At 69.6% G+C, this 15,393-nt stretch carries 12 protein-coding genes; 3 read left to right on the top strand and 9 right to left on the bottom strand.

Annotation, left to right across the window (positions count from 1 at the left end; genetic code table 11):
* Positions 1-21: 21 nt before the first annotated feature.
* The 3 genes from H4W81_RS10600 to H4W81_RS10590 form a co-directional block, all read right to left on the bottom strand.
* A complete protein-coding gene (locus tag H4W81_RS10600) occupies positions 22-891 on the bottom strand; it encodes a carbohydrate ABC transporter permease (protein WP_225958542.1) in 870 nt (289 codons plus the stop codon).
* A complete protein-coding gene (locus tag H4W81_RS10595; RefSeq protein WP_225958541.1) occupies positions 888-1,757 on the bottom strand; it encodes a carbohydrate ABC transporter permease in 870 nt (289 codons plus the stop codon). The genes H4W81_RS10600 and H4W81_RS10595 overlap by 4 nt, the downstream gene beginning before the upstream one ends.
* A 112-nt stretch (positions 1,758-1,869) precedes the next feature.
* Complete coding sequence (locus tag H4W81_RS10590; RefSeq protein WP_192774647.1) at positions 1,870-3,243, bottom strand: ABC transporter substrate-binding protein; 1,374 nt, start codon at positions 3,241-3,243, stop codon at positions 1,870-1,872.
* A gap of 190 nt (positions 3,244-3,433) precedes the next feature.
* Between H4W81_RS10590 and H4W81_RS10585 the strand changes: the two genes are divergently transcribed.
* Genes H4W81_RS10585 through H4W81_RS10575 form a run of 3 tightly spaced genes read left to right on the top strand, consistent with a single transcriptional unit; the run spans position 3,434 to position 9,238 of the window.
* Entirely contained in the window at positions 3,434-5,824 is a 2,391-nt protein-coding gene (locus tag H4W81_RS10585) for a glycoside hydrolase family 2 protein (protein WP_192774646.1), read from the top strand.
* A gap of 5 nt (positions 5,825-5,829) precedes the next feature.
* The gene (locus tag H4W81_RS10580; protein ID WP_192774645.1) at positions 5,830-7,620 is read left to right on the top strand and encodes a hypothetical protein; all 1,791 of its coding nucleotides are present in this window, start codon (positions 5,830-5,832) and stop codon (positions 7,618-7,620) included.
* 43 nt (positions 7,621-7,663) lie between these two features.
* Entirely contained in the window at positions 7,664-9,238 is a 1,575-nt protein-coding gene (locus H4W81_RS10575; RefSeq protein WP_192774644.1) for a hypothetical protein, read from the top strand.
* A gap of 173 nt (positions 9,239-9,411) precedes the next feature.
* Here the strand turns inward: H4W81_RS10575 and H4W81_RS10570 are convergent, their stop codons facing one another.
* Genes H4W81_RS10570 through H4W81_RS10545 form a run of 6 tightly spaced genes read right to left on the bottom strand, consistent with a single transcriptional unit; the run spans position 9,412 to position 15,356 of the window.
* Positions 9,412-11,172, bottom strand: a complete 1,761-nt coding sequence (locus H4W81_RS10570) for an ABC transporter substrate-binding protein (RefSeq protein WP_192774643.1) — start codon at positions 11,170-11,172, stop codon at positions 9,412-9,414.
* A gap of 10 nt (positions 11,173-11,182) precedes the next feature.
* The gene (locus H4W81_RS10565; protein WP_318781649.1) at positions 11,183-11,458 is read right to left on the bottom strand and encodes a DUF2160 domain-containing protein; all 276 of its coding nucleotides are present in this window, start codon (positions 11,456-11,458) and stop codon (positions 11,183-11,185) included.
* A 2-nt stretch (positions 11,459-11,460) separates the two neighbouring features.
* A complete protein-coding gene (locus H4W81_RS10560; RefSeq protein WP_192774642.1) occupies positions 11,461-12,264 on the bottom strand; it encodes a carbohydrate ABC transporter permease in 804 nt (267 codons plus the stop codon).
* On the bottom strand, positions 12,261-13,208 hold the full coding sequence (locus H4W81_RS10555; protein ID WP_318781648.1) for a carbohydrate ABC transporter permease: 948 nt from the start codon (positions 13,206-13,208) through the stop codon (positions 12,261-12,263). The genes H4W81_RS10560 and H4W81_RS10555 overlap by 4 nt, the downstream gene beginning before the upstream one ends.
* A complete protein-coding gene (locus H4W81_RS10550; RefSeq protein WP_192774640.1) occupies positions 13,205-14,299 on the bottom strand; it encodes an ABC transporter ATP-binding protein in 1,095 nt (364 codons plus the stop codon). The genes H4W81_RS10555 and H4W81_RS10550 overlap by 4 nt, the downstream gene beginning before the upstream one ends.
* Positions 14,292-15,356, bottom strand: coding sequence for an ABC transporter ATP-binding protein (locus tag H4W81_RS10545; protein WP_318781647.1), 1,065 nt, complete (start codon positions 15,354-15,356; stop codon positions 14,292-14,294). Before H4W81_RS10545 ends, H4W81_RS10550 begins: the two co-directional genes overlap by 8 nt.
* Between the last annotated feature and the right edge of the window lie 37 nt (positions 15,357-15,393).

Below are 15,393 nucleotides of genomic sequence, written 5' to 3'. Positions count from 1 at the left end.
GTACAGGATGGATCACTCTGGTCACCCCTTGAGTCCGGTGAAACCGATGCCGCGGATGATGTGCCGCTGGAAGACCAGAAAGAGCAGCACCGGCGGCACGATCGCGACGAGCATGCCGGCGATCACCTGGTTCTGCTCGGCCGTCTCGGCCAGCCTGGGCAGCGCGACGGCCAGCGGGTGCGCCTCGGCGTCGGAGATGGCGACCATCGGCCACAGGAAGTCCTTCCACGCGTCCATCACCGCCAGCAGCGACACTACCGCGAGGATGGGCCGCGACATCGGCAGGACGATCTGCCAGAACAGCCGGATCGGACCCGCCCCGTCCACCTGGGCGGCCTGGTACAGCTCTCGCGGCAGCGCGTCGAAGAACTGCTTCATGATCAGCACGTTGAAGGCGTGCGCGCCCGCGGGCAGCCACACCGCCCACGGGGTGTCCACGAGAGACAGGTCCAGCACCGTCAGGTACAGCGCCACCAGCGACACGGTGGCCGGGACGAAGAGGGTGACCAGCACCGCGCCGTAGATCAACCGGCTGAATCGGGGCCTGAGCACCGAGAGCGCGAACGCGCCCGTGGCGGCCACGAACAACTGGATGAACCAGGAGCCGCCGACCAGGACGACGGTGTTCAGCAGGTAGTGGCCGACTCTCAGCTCCGTCCAGGCCGCCGCCAGGTTCTCCCACCGGACATCGGAAGGCCATGGCCGCAGCGGCTCGCGCAACAGCTCCTGGGTGGAAGACAGCGCCCCCTTCGCGGTCCACAGGATCGGACCCAGCCCGACCAGCAGCGTGGCCAGCAGCATGACGCCCTGGGTCAGCCGCAGGGACCAGCGCATGCCGGGCCGCCGCCGGTCGAGGTCGGAGACGATGCCCCGGCCGCGGTCGTCACTCATGCACGGCTCCATTTCCTGGTCAGACGCAGGTAGACGGCGGAGACGACGCCGAGCGCGATCGCCAGCAGGACGCCGAGCGCCGCGGCCGTGCCGTAGTCGCCGTAGATGAACGCGTAGCGATAGATCAGCAGCAGGATCGTCACCGTGGAGTCCTCGGGCCCGCCGTCGGTGAGGACGAACGGCTCGGTGAAGACCCGGAAGGTGCCGATGATCTGCAACAGCAGCATGATGAGCAGGACTCCGCGTAGGTGCGGGAGGGTCACGTGCCACAGCCGCCGCCAGATGGAGGCACCGTCCATCTCGGCCGCCTCGTACAGCTCGCCCGGCACCGAGGTGAGAGCCGCCAGGTAGATCAGCACGGTGGAGCCCGCGGCGGCCCAGGTGGCCTCCAGCACCAGGCTCGGCATCGCGGTGGCGGTGTCCTGCAGCCAGAGGAACGGGCCGAGCCCGAGCGTGGCCAGAGCCTGGTTGAACAGGCCGTGGTCCGGATCGTAGAACCACTTCCACATCAGCACCGCCACCACGGGCGGGACCGCCACCGGCAGGTAGACCAGCACGCGGAACAGGCCGCCGAACCTGCGCAGTTCCGACATCACCACGGCCAGCACAATCGGCAGCGGGAAGCCGAAGACCAGCGCCAGCCCGACGAACCACACCGTGTTGCGGACCGTGATCCACAGCAGCGGGTCGGCCAGGAGCGCGGCGAAATTGTCCGCGCCCACCCACACGGGAGCGTCCACCAGGTTGGTGCGCTGGACGCTCAGCACCGCGCCGCGCAGGATCGGCCACCACGCGAAGCACCCGAACACCGCCACCATGGGCAGCACGAACAGCCAGCCCGCCGGACGCGGGCGCCGGCGCGGCAAGCCGAGCCGGCGACCGACCGGCCCGGACCCGGAACCGGCCGGCGCTTCCTGCGGCCGATCCCGTGCCGGGCGCCGGTGCAGCGTCGTCATCGGCGGCACTCCCGTCCTCCGGTCACTGCCGGGCCCGATCCAGCGCGGCGGTGGCCTTGTCCTGGGCCTTGCGCAGCTCCTCGGCAGGTTCGGCGTCCTCGCGCGTCAGGATCGCCTGCACCGCTGTGTCCAGCGCCGCGTACATGTCCTGACCCGCGACGGCCGGCTCGGTGACGAACTGCTGGGCGGCCACGCCCTTCTCGTACGGCTCGAAGTTGGCGACCGGCACGTTGGCGTGCTCGCGCTCCGCTCGCAGGACCGGGTCCGCGACCGCAGGGCCGTACAGGGAGACGTAGGGGAAGCCGACGGGGACGTCGTCGGCGGCCTTGGCGGCGGCGACCGTCGCCGCGGCCTTGGTGTCGTATCTCGGCTTGAGGAAGAAGAAGTCGATCCACTTCACCGCGGCGGCCCGCTCGGCCGCGGTGGCCTTGGGGCTGACCACGGCCACCTTGCCGCCGAGCAGCGTCGCGGGCGAGCCGGCCGAGGGAAGGGCGGCCATGCCGAACACCTCGGCGGCGCCCCCGAACTGGGTCGCGAACTCGGTGTAGGAGCTGGGCGTGGCGATCATCATGGCGACCTTGCCCGCGGCGAAGTCCTTGGCCAGGTCGGCCGCGTTGCGCAGGTGCTGGGTGCCCATGGAGCGGTCGGTCCAGCGCATCGCCTTGAGCAGGCCGAGGACGGCGCGGGACTGCTCGGTGTCGAGGGTGGCGACGGCCTTGCCGCCGCTGTCCTGCTGGACGCGGCCGCCGTAGGTGTAGGTCATCGTGGTGAAGATCCAGCCGCCGGTGTTGTTGGTGGCCGGTACGCCGAAGCCGGGCACCCCGGTCTTGTCGGTGATCGCCTTGGCCGCCGCACGGACTTCGTCCCAGGTCGACGGCGGCTTGGCGACGTCGAGGCCCGCCTTGTCGAACAGCTGCCTGTTGTAGACCAGGCCGAGGGCGAACTGGCTGGTGGGCAGGCCGTAGATGCGGCCGGCCTGGTCGGTCGCGGGCGCCAGCGCGCGCTTGTCGAACTTGCCCGCATGCGGCAGTGCGCGGACCTCGCCGGTGATGTCGGCGACCTGGCCCCGCTTGATCAGCCCCTGCGGCTCGGTGAGCGGGACCTGGAAGACCGTCTCCACCTGGCCGCCGGCCAGGCGGGTGGCGAAGGTCTTGGCCTCCCACTTGGACTCGCGCGGTTCGATGTCGATGTCGGGGTTGGCCTTCTCGAAGGCCGCGACCTGGTCCAGGAACTGCTGGCGCACGTTCTGCTGGGTCGTGGGCGGCAGGTCCGCGACGGTGATCTGGGTCCGCCCGCCCGCGGCGGGCTCGGCGGGGCCGCTCGAGCAGCCGGCGACGGCGGTGATGGCGAGCGCGGTGAGTGCGGCGGCGTACAGGCCCGGCGGTCGTTCTCGCATGAGAGCTCCGTTCAAGGGGGGTGGGCCGTCACTATGGGTTGAACTTCATCCCGTTGTCAATAGTTTGCTGAAGCGTCTCATAAAGGTCGATCACCTACCTAATACCAGTCTGACCCACTATTGACCCGGAGGATCGACGGTCATATGGTCCGATTTGCTTATGCGCTTAAGTGGAGCCAGAGGAGATCATGTGAGTGTGTACCGACCGCTGGATCGCGGCTGGACCGTGACCGCAGTCTCGTCCGAGGTGGCCATCGAGAACGTGCCCGCCACCGTCCCCGGCTGCGTGCACACCGACCTGCTCGCGGCCGGGCTCATCGCTGACCCCTACCTGGACGACAACGAGGACCGGCTGGCCTGGATCGGCCGTACGGCGTGGCGGTACGAGACGGACTTCGCCGTCGACGACGACGGCTTCGACCGGGCCGACCTGGTCTTCGAGGGTCTGGACACCGTCGCCACGGTGACTCTGAACGGCGAGCGGATCGGCACGGCCGCCAACATGCACCGCTCTTACCGCTTCCCGGTCCGCGAGCTGCTGCGTCAGGGCCGCAACACGCTGGCCGTCCAGTTCGAATCCCCGTACCACCACGCCGACGCGCAGCGGGCCGTCAGCGGCGAACGCCCGAGCCCTTATCCCGAGCCCTACCAGTTCATCCGGAAAATGGCCTGCAACTTCGGCTGGGACTGGGGCCCCACCCTCGTCACCTCCGGCATCTGGCGGCCCGCCGCCCTGCACACCTGGAGCACTGCCCGCCTTGCCCAGGTCCGCCCGGAGATCACCCTCGACGGGCGCGACGGCCTGGTGCGGGTCCACGTCTCGGTGGAACGCGCCGCCGATGTCCCGATCACGCTGACCGCCACCGTCGCCGGGGCCTTCGCCCGGGCGCGGCTGGCGCCGGGCGCGAGCGAAGCGGTCTTGGAGATGCGCGTGAACGAGCCCGACCTGTGGTGGCCCCGCGGCTACGGCCCGCAGCCGCTCAGCCCTCTCACCGTCGTGCTCGAGGAGACCGGACAAACCTGGCGGCGCAACGTCGGCTTCCGCTCGATCCGCCTGGACACCACCGCAGACGAGCAGGGATCGGCCTTCACCCTCGTCGTCAACGACGTGCCGGTGTTCGTGCGCGGCGCCAACTGGATCCCCGACGACTGCTTCCCCGCAGGCCTTACTCGCGAACGCCTGGCCGAGCGGTTCGCCCAGGCCTGCGACGCCAACGTCAACCTGCTGCGGGTGTGGGGCGGCGGCCTGTACGAAAGCGACGACTTCTACGACCTGGCCGACGAGCTCGGCCTCCTGATCTTCCAGGACTTCCTGTTCGCCTGCGCCGCCTACCCCGAGGACGACCCCCTGGCCGCCGAGGTCATCGCCGAGGCCCGCGAGCAGGTGGTCCGCCTGGCGCCGCACCCCAGCCTGGTGCTGTGGATCGGCAACAACGAGAACTTCGTGGGCTACGCCGACTGGGGCTGGCGCGAGCGCCTGGCGGACCGCAGCTGGGGCGCGGGCTACTACCTGGACGTGCTGCCCGGCATCGTCGCCGAGCTCGACCCCTCCAGGCCGTACTGGCCGGGCACGCCGTACTCCGGCGACGACAGCCGCCATCCCAACGCGCCCGAGCACGGCACCGTCCACATCTGGGACGTCTGGAACGAGCGCGACTACACCCGCTATGCCGACTGGCGGCCGCGCTTCGTCGCCGAGTTCGGTTTCCAGGGACCTCCCACCCACGCCACCCTGCGCCGGTCCGTCACGCACGGCCCCCTCACCGCCGACTCCTCCCACCAGAAGGCGGACGACGGTCAGCGCAAGCTCCTGCGCGGCCTGGACGGGCACCTGCCGCCGCCCGCCACCTTCGACGACTGGCACTTCCTCACCCAGCTCAACCAGGCCAGGGCGGTGAGCTTCGGCGTCGAGAGGTTCCGCTCGCTCATGCCGTCCTGCATGGGCACGATCGTCTGGCAGCTCAACGACTGCTGGCCGGTCACCTCCTGGTCCGCGATCGACGGCGACGGACGCCGCAAACCCCTCTGGTACGCGCTGCGCCGCGTCTACGCCGACCGCCTGCTGACCGTCCAGGACGGCGCCCTCGTCGCCGTCAACGACAGCCCCGAGCCGTGGTCGGGCGAGCTGGAGCTGGTGCGCCGCAGCCTCACCGGCGAGCCGCTGGCCAAGGACTCGACGTGGGTGCGGGTGCCGCCCAGGAGCGTGAGCAGGATCGCGCTGCCGCATCACGTGGCCACCGCCGCCGACCCCTCGGCCGAACTGCTGGTGGCCGCACTGGACCAGACGCGCGTCATCCGGTTCTGGGCCGAAGACGTCGACCTGGCGCTCCCACCCGCCGGCTTCGACGCAGGCGTGCGGCCAGTGGCCGACGGCTACCTCGTCACCGTCACCGCCCGGACCGTGCTGCGCGACCTGACACTCCTGCCCGACCGGCTCGATCCGGACGCCACCGTGGACGACATGATGATCACGCTGCTGCCGGGCGAGCGAGCCGTCTTCCACGTCCGCAGCTCCCGCGACCTCGATCCCCAGTCGCTGATCTGCGCCCCGGTGCTGCGCTGCGTCAACGACAGGAGGTAGCGCGGATGCGACTCGAGGAGTTCGTGGCAGAGCTCGACGCGCGATACGACGCCGACGTGCGGATGCCCTGGTCCCCCGCCACCGGGCCCGGTTACCACACCCGCGTCCCCGAGGGCGCCCGGGTGCACCAGACCAAGCAGGCCGCCGACTACGCCATCGCGCTCCTGCGGCTGGGCCGGTCCGATCGTGCGGGCGAGGTGCTGAACGCCTTGGCCGGCCTCCAGGTGACCGACCCGCTCTCGGCTCACTACGGGATCTGGGGATGGTTCCTGGAGGAGCCGCCCGACCAGATGAGCCCGGCCGACTGGAACTGGGCCGATTTCATCGGGGTACGGCTGGCGCAGGTCCTCGCCGTCCACGGTCAACTGCTCGACCTCCGCGTGCGGCAGCGGGTGCGGGCCGCGCTCCACCACGCGGCGATGTCCGTCTTCCGCCGCAACGTCGATCCCGGCTACACCAACATCGCGGTGATGGGCGCGGTGACGGCCGCCGCGGCCGGGCAGCTGCTGCGTCCCGGCCCTCAGCCGGCCCCGGGCCCCGCGCCCCGCGACACCCATGACGTCGACGAGGTCCTGGAGTTCGTGGACGGCGGGCTGCTGCTGGATTTCGGCAGGCGGCGCCTGCGCGCGGTGCTCGCCCTGCACGACGAGGCCGGCGGGTTCACCGAGTACAACTCCCCCGCCTACGGGCGGGTCGTGCTGGAGGAGCTGGAGCGGGCCGCGCTGATCGTGACCGATCCCGACTTCAGGGCCGTCGCCGAGCGGCTGAGGGAGCTCACCTGGGCGGCGCTGGCCGAGCGATTTCACCCCGGTACCGGCCAGCTCGCCGGCCCGATGAGCCGTGCCTACCACGACTGGATCCAGCCGGACCTGGCCGAGTACCTGCGCGCTCAGACGGGCGCCACCATCGTGGCCGTGCGGGAGGACCGCCCGGCTGAGCCGCGCGTGCCGCTGCAGGAGCGGCCACCGCAGGCGCCGCCACTGTTGGTGCCGCCACGGTTGGTGCCGCCACTGTTGGTGCCGCCACTGTTGGTGCCGCCACTGCCATGCCCGCGCCCCATCGCCGAGCGCTTCCGCGCGCTGCCCTCCGTGCCCTACCAGGTGCGCACCCGCTTCAGCTCCGACACTGCCGGCACCTCCTGGTTCGCCGAGGACGCCTGCCTCGGCTCTGCCGACGAGGAGTTCGCCTGGGTCCAGCGCCGCCCCCTGCTCGGATACTGGCGCACGCCCGACGACCCGGCCGTGGTCCTGCGGGCTCGGATGGTGCTCAACGGCCACGACCTGAGCGCCGCCTGGTGCCGCCAGCATCAGGAAGGTCCGCGCGTGCTGTCGGCCTGGTGGCTCAGCTACGACTCCGGCGACTTCCACCCCGTTCTCGACCGGCCGGCGGGCAGCGTCTTCGACGTCGGCGACCTGCGGCTGAGCGTGGCCCTGCGGGGTCGCGGAGTAGAGGCCGGCGAGCTGGGCGACGGCGTGTTCGCTCTGCGCGCCGGAGAGCGGCAGGCGGTGGTGCACACCTCGCCGGCGCGCTTCCTCGGCCGGAGCAGGACCTGGCAGGCCGTCAACGACGGCGACGAGGCGCGGATCGAGGTGAGGCTGTACCAAGGGCCGAGCATGCCGCTCGACTTCCACCAGGCCAGGCTGCGGGCCGCCTTCGCCCTGGAGCTGCTCGCCGCAGGCGAGCAGCCCGGCACCGCCGCCGTGACCGGCGAGCCCGACGGGAACGGCCTGCTCCGCTGGCGCTGGGACGGCCTGCGGGTGTGCGCACCGGCCGAGCCCACGCCCTTCGACAGGTAGCACCCGGACACGTTCCCCCTCCCACAAGAAGGAGTCCACGCCCATGTCCCCGATATCACGACGACGCCTGCTCCTCGGCATACCAGCCCTCGCCGCGGCCGGCGTGCTCGCCGAAGGTCGAGCGGCCATGGCGGCCACGGCCGCACCGGCGAGCGCGGCCGACACCAAGCTCGTCGACCGCTACGGCCAGTACCTCCACCAGGACTGGCCCGGCAAGGTCACCTCGGACGAGCAGCTCCGGCGCGAATACACCGAGGAGGCGGCGCGGCTGGCCGACGTCACCTTCGACAGCGCCACCTATGACGACTACGGCGGGCTTAGGCGACTGGGGCGGCGCGAGGCGACCGGATACTTCCGCCTGGAGAAGGTCGAGGGCCGCTGGTGGTTCGTCACACCCGACGGCCACCTGTTCTTCCTCAAGGGCGTCGACGCCTTCTCCGCGGAGGAGTGGGGCTACGGCACCCTGTACCTCAACGCCGACGGCAGTCCGCGCGAGGTGTTCGAGGAGCTGCCCGACCGTGACCGGTTCGCCGCCGCGTACGCCGTCGTCGAGCAGGGACTGCACACGGTGAGCTTCCTGAAGGCGAACCTGATGCGCAAGTACGGCGACGACTACAAGGACAGGTGGCGCGACATCAGCCGGCGCCGGATGATCGACTGGGGGTTCAACGCCCAGGGCAAGTGGCACAGGGATCCGGCCGTCGTCATGCCCTACATCGAGCGGGCGCCGACGCCCACCGACGTCATCAAGGTGGGCTGGGGCATCGACCCGTTCGACCCTGACTTCTCCGCCAAGCTCGATCGCGCCTTCGGCGACTTCGGCATGCGCCGGTTGCGCGACGACTCGTGGCTCATCGGCTACTTCTTCGAGAACGAGCGGGGCTGGAACAGGGAGATCGTGGCCCAGGTCGTGCGGCGGGGCGCGGAGCTGCCGGCCAAGAAGGCGTTCGTCCGCTACCTCGAGCAGGCCTACGGCGAGGATCTCGCCCGCGTCAACGAGATCCTCGGCACCGGCGCCCGCTCCTTCCCCGCGCTGGCCGACGAGGTGATCGACATCAGCAGGGTGCCGGACGGCGACGTGCGGGCGTTCATCACCCGGGCCTCCGCGACCTATTTCCGCAAGGTGCGCCAGGCGATCAAGCGTCACGACCCGCACCACCTGTTCCTCGGCTCCTCGTTGGTGCCGACATGGCGGACGAGCCCGGAGTGGAACGTCGGCGGGATCGAGCACCTGGACGCCATCTCCTTCGACTGGTACTCCGACAGTGCCGACTACCTGCGGCAGTACGAGAGCTACGACAAGCCGATCATCAACATCGAGTTCTCCTTCTGCTACCCCGACCGCGGCCTCACTTCGCACAATCCCTCGATCACCGCCACCGGCATCGCCAACAGGGGCGAGAAGTTCAAGGCGTTCGTCGAGGCGCAGGCCAAGAGTCCGGTGTTCGTGGGCTACGCGTGGTTCGTTTACTACGACCAGGCGGTGACCCGCAAACCCGGCGCCACCGAGGCGTTCAACATGGGCCTGGCCAACCAGCAGGACCAGCCCTACCACGAGATGACCGACATCATGCGCGCGACGAACAGGAACATCGAAGCGGTCCACCTGAACGCCTAGGAGCTGCCCGCGTGGTCGTGGAGTGGTCAGCCCCCTCGATGGGTCCTGGTCACGAGCTCGCCGAGGGCCTCGCCGGGTTCGGGGAACCCGGCGAGCCTCGGCGGTGTGCCCCGCAGGTGGCGCGGCTCCGGCCGACCGGCCTCAGCCGCAGGTAGCCCAAGGGGCAGGTGACGTCAGTCGGTGCCCTTCCACTGGGCGAGCAGCTTGTCGTAGTCGAGCGTCTCCGGCTTGCCCCGCTCGTCGGCGAGCTTCGGCGCGGGGGCGCCCGGCTGGTCCAGCCAGTACTGGGCGTCCCTCTCCTGGTTCAGCTTCGGCGCGCAGTCCCCACCGTAGCCGCGGCGCTCCAGCCTGGACAGGATGTCGTCCTGCTGCTTGGCCAGGTTGTCCATGGACTGCTGTGCCGTCGTCTCGCCGGTGACCGCCGTCGCGACGTTCTGCCACCACAGCTGGGCCAGCTTCGGGTAGTCGGGGACGTTGGTGCCCGTCGGGGTCCACTGCTTGCGCGCGGGCGAGCGGTAGAACTCGATCAGCCCGCCGTACTTGGCGGCGTTCTCGGTGAAGTAGTCGCTCCTGATGTCGGAGTCGCGGATGAAGGTGAGGCCGGTGATGGACTTCTTCAGTGAGACCGTCTTGGAGGTGACGAACTGGGCGTACAGCCACGCGGCCGCCCGCCGCTCCTGGGGCGTGTTCTTCAGCAGGGTCCACGCGCCCGCGTCCTGGTAGCCGAGCTTGTTGCCCTCCTTCCAGTACGCGCCGTGCGGGCTGGGCGCCATCCGCCACTTCGGCGTGCCGTCCGCGTTGACGACGGGCAGGCCCTCCTTGGCCAGGTCGGCGGTGAAGGCGGTGTACCAGAAGATCTGCTGGGCGATGGTGCCCTGGGCGGGCACCGGTCCCGACTCGCTGAAGTTCATGCCCGCCGCCTCCTTCGGCGCGTACTTCTTCAGCCAGTCGACGTACTTGTTCAGCGCGTAGACGGCCGCGGGGCCGTTGGTGTCGCCGCCGCGGGTCACCGACGAGCCGACGGGACGGCAGTTCTCCACCCTGATGCCCCAGTCGTCGACCGGCAGGCCGTTGGGAATGCCGGGGTCGCCGTTGCCGGCCATGGACAGCCACGAGTCGGTGAAGCGCCAGCCCAGCGACGGGTCCTTGCGGCCGTAGTCCATGTGGCCGTAGACCTTCTTGCCGTCGATCGTGCCGTCGCCGTTCACCTTGTTGGTGAAGAAGTCGGCGATGTCCTCGTAGGCCGCCCAGTTGACGGGCACGCCGAGGTCGTAGCCGTAGGCGTCCTTGAACTGCTTCTTGATCTTCTCATCGGTGAACCAGTCGTAGCGGAACCAGTAGAGGTTGGCGAACTGCTGGTCGGGCAGCTGGTAGAGCTTCTTGTCCGGGCCGGTCGTGAAGCTGATGCCGATGAAGTCCTGCAGGTCGAGCGTGGGCGAGGTGACGGCCTTGCCCTCTCCCGCCATGTAGTCCGACAGCGGGAAGACGTAGTCGCCGCGCGAGTGGGTGCCGATGAGGTCGGAGTCGTTGACGTAGGCGTCGTAGATGTTCTGGTTGCCCTGGATCTGCGTCTGGAGCTTCTCGACGACGTCGCCCTCCTGGATCAGGTCGTGCTTGAGCCTGATCCCGGTGATCTCGGTGAAGGCCTTGGCGAGCTTCTGCGACTCGTACTCATGGGTGGTGATCGTCTCGGAGACCACGTTGATCTCCATGCCGCGGTACGGCGCGGCCGCCTTGATGAACCAGTCCATCTCGGCGAGCTGCTGGTCGCGGGAGAGCGTGCTGGGGGTGAACTCCTCGCTGACCCAGCGACGGGCCGCGGCCCTGCCGTCCTCCTCCCTGAAGTCGCTCCCGCTCCCGCCTCCTCCACCTGTGCTGCAACCCGCCACCAGCAGGATGAGTACGGCACCTGCCCGTTTGAGCGTTGACGACATCGTCCCTCCTTCATCCCCATATGCCGATGACCAGCGCCACCAGCAGCGCGCAGCCCAGCGCCAGCCACATGGACAGGTCGGTGAGCGCGATCCACCCGGCCAGCACGACGGCCGCGCTGATCAGGCCGATGTACAGGCGGTCGCCCCTGTCGGTCTCGATGCGCAGGAACCCGCGGCGTGCCACGGGCGGCGAGATCCTGGCCCACACCGCCATCCCGCACAACAGCAGGAACAGCCCGGCGAACACCAGGGCCGTGGGCGGGGTCCACACCATCCACTCGAGCACGGTCAGACCCTCCCCATGGAGAAGCCCTTGGCGATGTAGTTCCTGACGAACCAGATGACGATCGCCCCGGGGATGATCGTCAGCACGCCCGCCGCCGCCAGCAGCCCCCAGTCGACGCCCGCCGCGCTCACCGTTCTCGTCATGGTGGCGGCGATGGGCTTGGCGTTGACGGAGGTGATGGTCCTGGCGATGAGCAGCTCGACCCAGCTGAACATGAAGCAGAAGAACGCGGTGACGCCGATCGCCGAGCGGATCATCGGCAGGAAGATGCGCAGGAAGAAGCGCGGCAATGAGTAGCCGTCGATGGCCGCGGTCTCGTCGATCTCGCGTGGGATCCCGGACATGAACCCTTCGAGGATCCAGACGGCGAGCGGCACGTTGAAGAGCATGTGCGCGATGGCCACCCCGAGGTGCGTGTCGAACAAGCCGACGCTCTGGTAGATCTGGAAGAACGGCAGCAGGAAGACGGCGGGCGGCGCCATCCTGTTCGTCAGCAGCCAGAAGAACAGGTGCTTGTCGCCGGCGAACCTGAACCGCGAGAAGGCGTACGCCGCGGGCAGCGCCACGATCAGCGACATGACCGCGTTCATGGAGGTGTAGAGGATCGAGTTGAGATAGCTCGAGTACCACACCTCGTTGGTGAAGAACGTCTCGTAGTTCTCCAGCGTCACCCGCTGCGGGATGAGCGAGAAGCTGCCGAGGATGTCCTCGTTCGGCCTGATGGACATCCCGAACATCCACAGCAGCGGCAGCATCAGGGTGGCGGCGTACAGCCAGAACACCGTGCGCGCCCATGGCAGCCTCATCTGCCGCTCCTCGTCAGCACGGTGAAGAAGACGTACGAGATGATCTGCACGATGAGGAAGTAGAGCAGCGAGAACGCCCCCGCCGGGCCGAGGTCGAACTGCCCGACGGCGATCTTCGACAGCAGGATGCTGAGGAAGGAGGTGGCGTTGCCGGGACCGCCGCCCGTCACCACGAACGGCTCGGTGTAGATCATGAAGCTGTCCATGAACCGGAGCAGGATCGCGATGGTGAGCACGCCGCGCAGGCGGGGCAGCTGGATGTGCCGGAAGGTCGCCCAGGCCGAGGCGGCGTCGATCTGCGCGGCCTGGAAGTAGGCGTCGGGGATGGAGCGCAGGCCCGCGTAGGCCAGCAGCGCGACCAGCGGCGTCCAGTGCCAGACGTCCATGAGCAGAACGGTGATCCAGGCGTCGGTGGAGTCGAGGGTGTAGTTGAAGCCGATGCCCAGCACGTTGTTGATGGCCCAGCCGCCCAGCCCGATGTCGCCGCGGGCGAAGATCTGCCAGATGGTGCCGACCACGTTCCACGGGATGAGCAGGGGGAGTGCGACGACGACCAGCGCCACCGACACCGAGACCCCCCGGCGCGGCATGCACACCGCGATCGCGACGCCGAGCGGGATCTCGACCAGCAGCACCTGGGCCGAGAACAGCAGGGTCCGCAGGAAGGCGGCGCGGACCTCGGGGTCGCGGGAGATGGACCTGAACCAGTCGAGCCCCACGAAGATCCTGTCGGTGGGGGTGAAGATGTCCTGCACGGAGAAGTTGACCACGGTCATCAGCGGGATCACCGCGGTGAACGCGACCGACACCACGACGGGCAGCACGAGGAGCCAGGCGCGGTTGTTCTTCGGCTTGAGGTCGGCCTGCCTGTTCTGTTCCTCTTCCCGCGGCGCGGCCTCGGTGACGGCCTCCGTACCGGCCTCGTCGGCTAACCGGCTGGTCACGCTCCCTTCCCTCCTTCGAGAGGCGCTATGGACCCGCATCTGACCTCGTCCCTGAACAGGAACGCCCCGTCGGCGGCGAAGTGGAAGAACTCGACCGCGCCCGGCGCGTGCGGCGAGCCCGGGTCCACCTTCGCGACCAGGTCGTGGCCGGCCACCTCGGCGCGGACCAGGTGGTAGGCGCCCATGCGGTCCACCCCCTTCACCCGTGCCGGCACGCCGGGCGTCTCCTGCGCGGCGCTGATCCGTACGAACTCCGGCCGGACGCCGACGCGCACGGGGCCGGGCGGGAGCTCGCCCACGGCCCGCCCGATCACCGCCTCGCCGACTCTGACCGTCCCGTCGACGACCTCGGCCGGCAGGACGTTCATCCCGGGAGAGCCGATGAAGTGGCCGACGAACTCGTGGGCGGGCGAAAGGAACAGCTCGGCGGGGGTGCCGGACTGGACGACCGCTCCGTCCTTGAGCACGACCACCTCGTCGGCGAAGGTCAGCGCCTCGGTCTGGTCATGGGTGACGTAGATGAGCGTGTGGCCGGTGTCGCGGTGGATCTCCTTCAGCTTGCTGCGCAGCGCCCACTTCAGCGCGGGGTCGATCACCGTGAGGGGCTCGTCGAGCAGCACCGCGGCGACCTCGGAGCGGACCAGTCCCCTGCCCAGGCTGACGATCTGCTGCCGGCCCGGATCCAGCCGGCGCGACCTGCGCTGGAGGTGGTCGTCGAGTCCGAGCAGCCGCGACACCGTGCGCACCCGCCGGTCGACCTCCGCCTTGGGGTATCCGCGGTTGCGCAGGGGAAAGGCGAGGTTGTCGTAGACCGACATCTGCTCGTACAGGACGGGGAACTGGAAGACCTGCGCGATGTTGCGGCCCGCCGTCGGCACCGCGGTCACGTCACGGTCGCCGAACCAGATCCGCCCCACGGTCGGGGAGAGCAGGCCGGAGACGATGTTCAGCAGGGTGGTCTTGCCGCAACCGCTCGGTCCGAGCAGGGCGTAGGCCCTGGCGTCGCGCCACGTCCAGGTCATGGGTTTGAGCGCCCACGTCCTGCCGCCGTCGTAGCTGTGCCCCACGCCCTCGAGGCGGATGTCAGCCATGCAGATCGACCTCCGCCGCCGAGCCGGCGAGCAACTCTCCGCCCGCCTCGTCGAAGACCAGCACGTGGGCCGGGTCGACGTGGACGGTCGCCCGCTCGCCCGGGGTGAACAGCCGGGTGCCGGGCAGCTGGGCGACCAGGTGCGGGCCGTCGCGCAGCAGCAGGTGCACGAACGTGGCGCTGCCCGTCACCTCGGCCAGCCGGATCTCCGCGGGGAAGGCGAGCGCGCCCGGGCCCGCCCGCTCGATGCTCACCTGGTGCGGGCGGACGCCGAGGACGACGCGCTGGGCCGAGGCGTGCGCCCGCGGCGCGGGGAACGAGGCGCCCATGCACTCGATCCAGCCGTCGCGCACGACCCCCGGCAGGAGGTTCAGCGGCGGATCGCTGAGCGTCGCGGCGACGGCCAGCGTCGGCGGCCGGTCGTACATGTCGGCCGCCTCGCCGACGTGCTGGATCCGCCCCTCGCCGAGGACCACCGTCGGCGCGGCGAAGCCGAGCGCCTCGGCGGGATCGGAGGTGGAGTACAGGACCACGCCCTCGGAGTGCCTGAACATGCTCTTCAGGTCGCCGCGCAGCTGTTCCCTGAGCTTGTAGTCGAGGTTGGCGAGCGGTTCGTCGAGCAGTAGCACGTCGACCGGCCTGGCCAGCGCCCTGGCGATGGCGGTGCGCTGCTGCTGGCCGCCCGACAGCTCGGCGGGCCGGCGCGCGAGCAGGTCGCCGATGCCCATGAGCTCGGCGACCTCGCGCACCCGCCGGTCGACCTGATCCTTGGGGAAGGCGGCGTCGAGACGCAGTGGGGAGGCGATGTTCTCGTGGACCGTCAGTGAGGGGTAGTTGATGAACTGCTGATAGACGAAGGCCACCGAGCGCTTTCGCACCGAAATCGAGGCGACGTCGTTTCCATTGACAATGACCCTGCCGGTCGTCGGCGGATGCAGACCTGCCACGACGCGCATCAGCGTGGTCTTCCCCGCGCCCAGCGGGCCGATGAGCACGGTCATTCCGCTGGATAATTCGAGGTTTATGTCGGCGAGCCAGATCTCGTCACGTTGTCGCACGCCAACACCGTCAAGAACCAGCGCCATCGAGCCCAGG

Source organism: Nonomuraea africana, assembly GCF_014873535.1.
Classification (GTDB): Bacteria; Actinomycetota; Actinomycetes; order Streptosporangiales; family Streptosporangiaceae; genus Nonomuraea; species Nonomuraea africana.
Note: the sequence above shows the minus strand (reverse complement) of the source record. Positions and strands in the feature narration are given on the sequence as shown.

Excerpts from the sequence above, each read along its gene's own strand:
- H4W81_RS10600 (WP_225958542.1), bottom strand. The coding sequence starts at position 891 with ATGAGTGACGACCGCGGCCGGGGCATCGTCTCCGACCTCGACCGGCGG.
- H4W81_RS10590 (WP_192774647.1), bottom strand. The coding sequence starts at position 3,243 with ATGCGAGAACGACCGCCGGGCCTGTACGCCGCCGCACTCACCGCGCTC.
- H4W81_RS10580 (WP_192774645.1), top strand. The coding sequence starts at position 5,830 with ATGCGACTCGAGGAGTTCGTGGCAGAGCTCGACGCGCGATACGACGCC.
- H4W81_RS10575 (WP_192774644.1), top strand. The coding sequence starts at position 7,664 with ATGTCCCCGATATCACGACGACGCCTGCTCCTCGGCATACCAGCCCTC.
- H4W81_RS10570 (WP_192774643.1), bottom strand. The coding sequence starts at position 11,172 with ATGTCGTCAACGCTCAAACGGGCAGGTGCCGTACTCATCCTGCTGGTG.
- H4W81_RS10560 (WP_192774642.1), bottom strand. The coding sequence starts at position 12,264 with ATGAGGCTGCCATGGGCGCGCACGGTGTTCTGGCTGTACGCCGCCACC.
- H4W81_RS10550 (WP_192774640.1), bottom strand. The coding sequence starts at position 14,299 with ATGGCTGACATCCGCCTCGAGGGCGTGGGGCACAGCTACGACGGCGGC.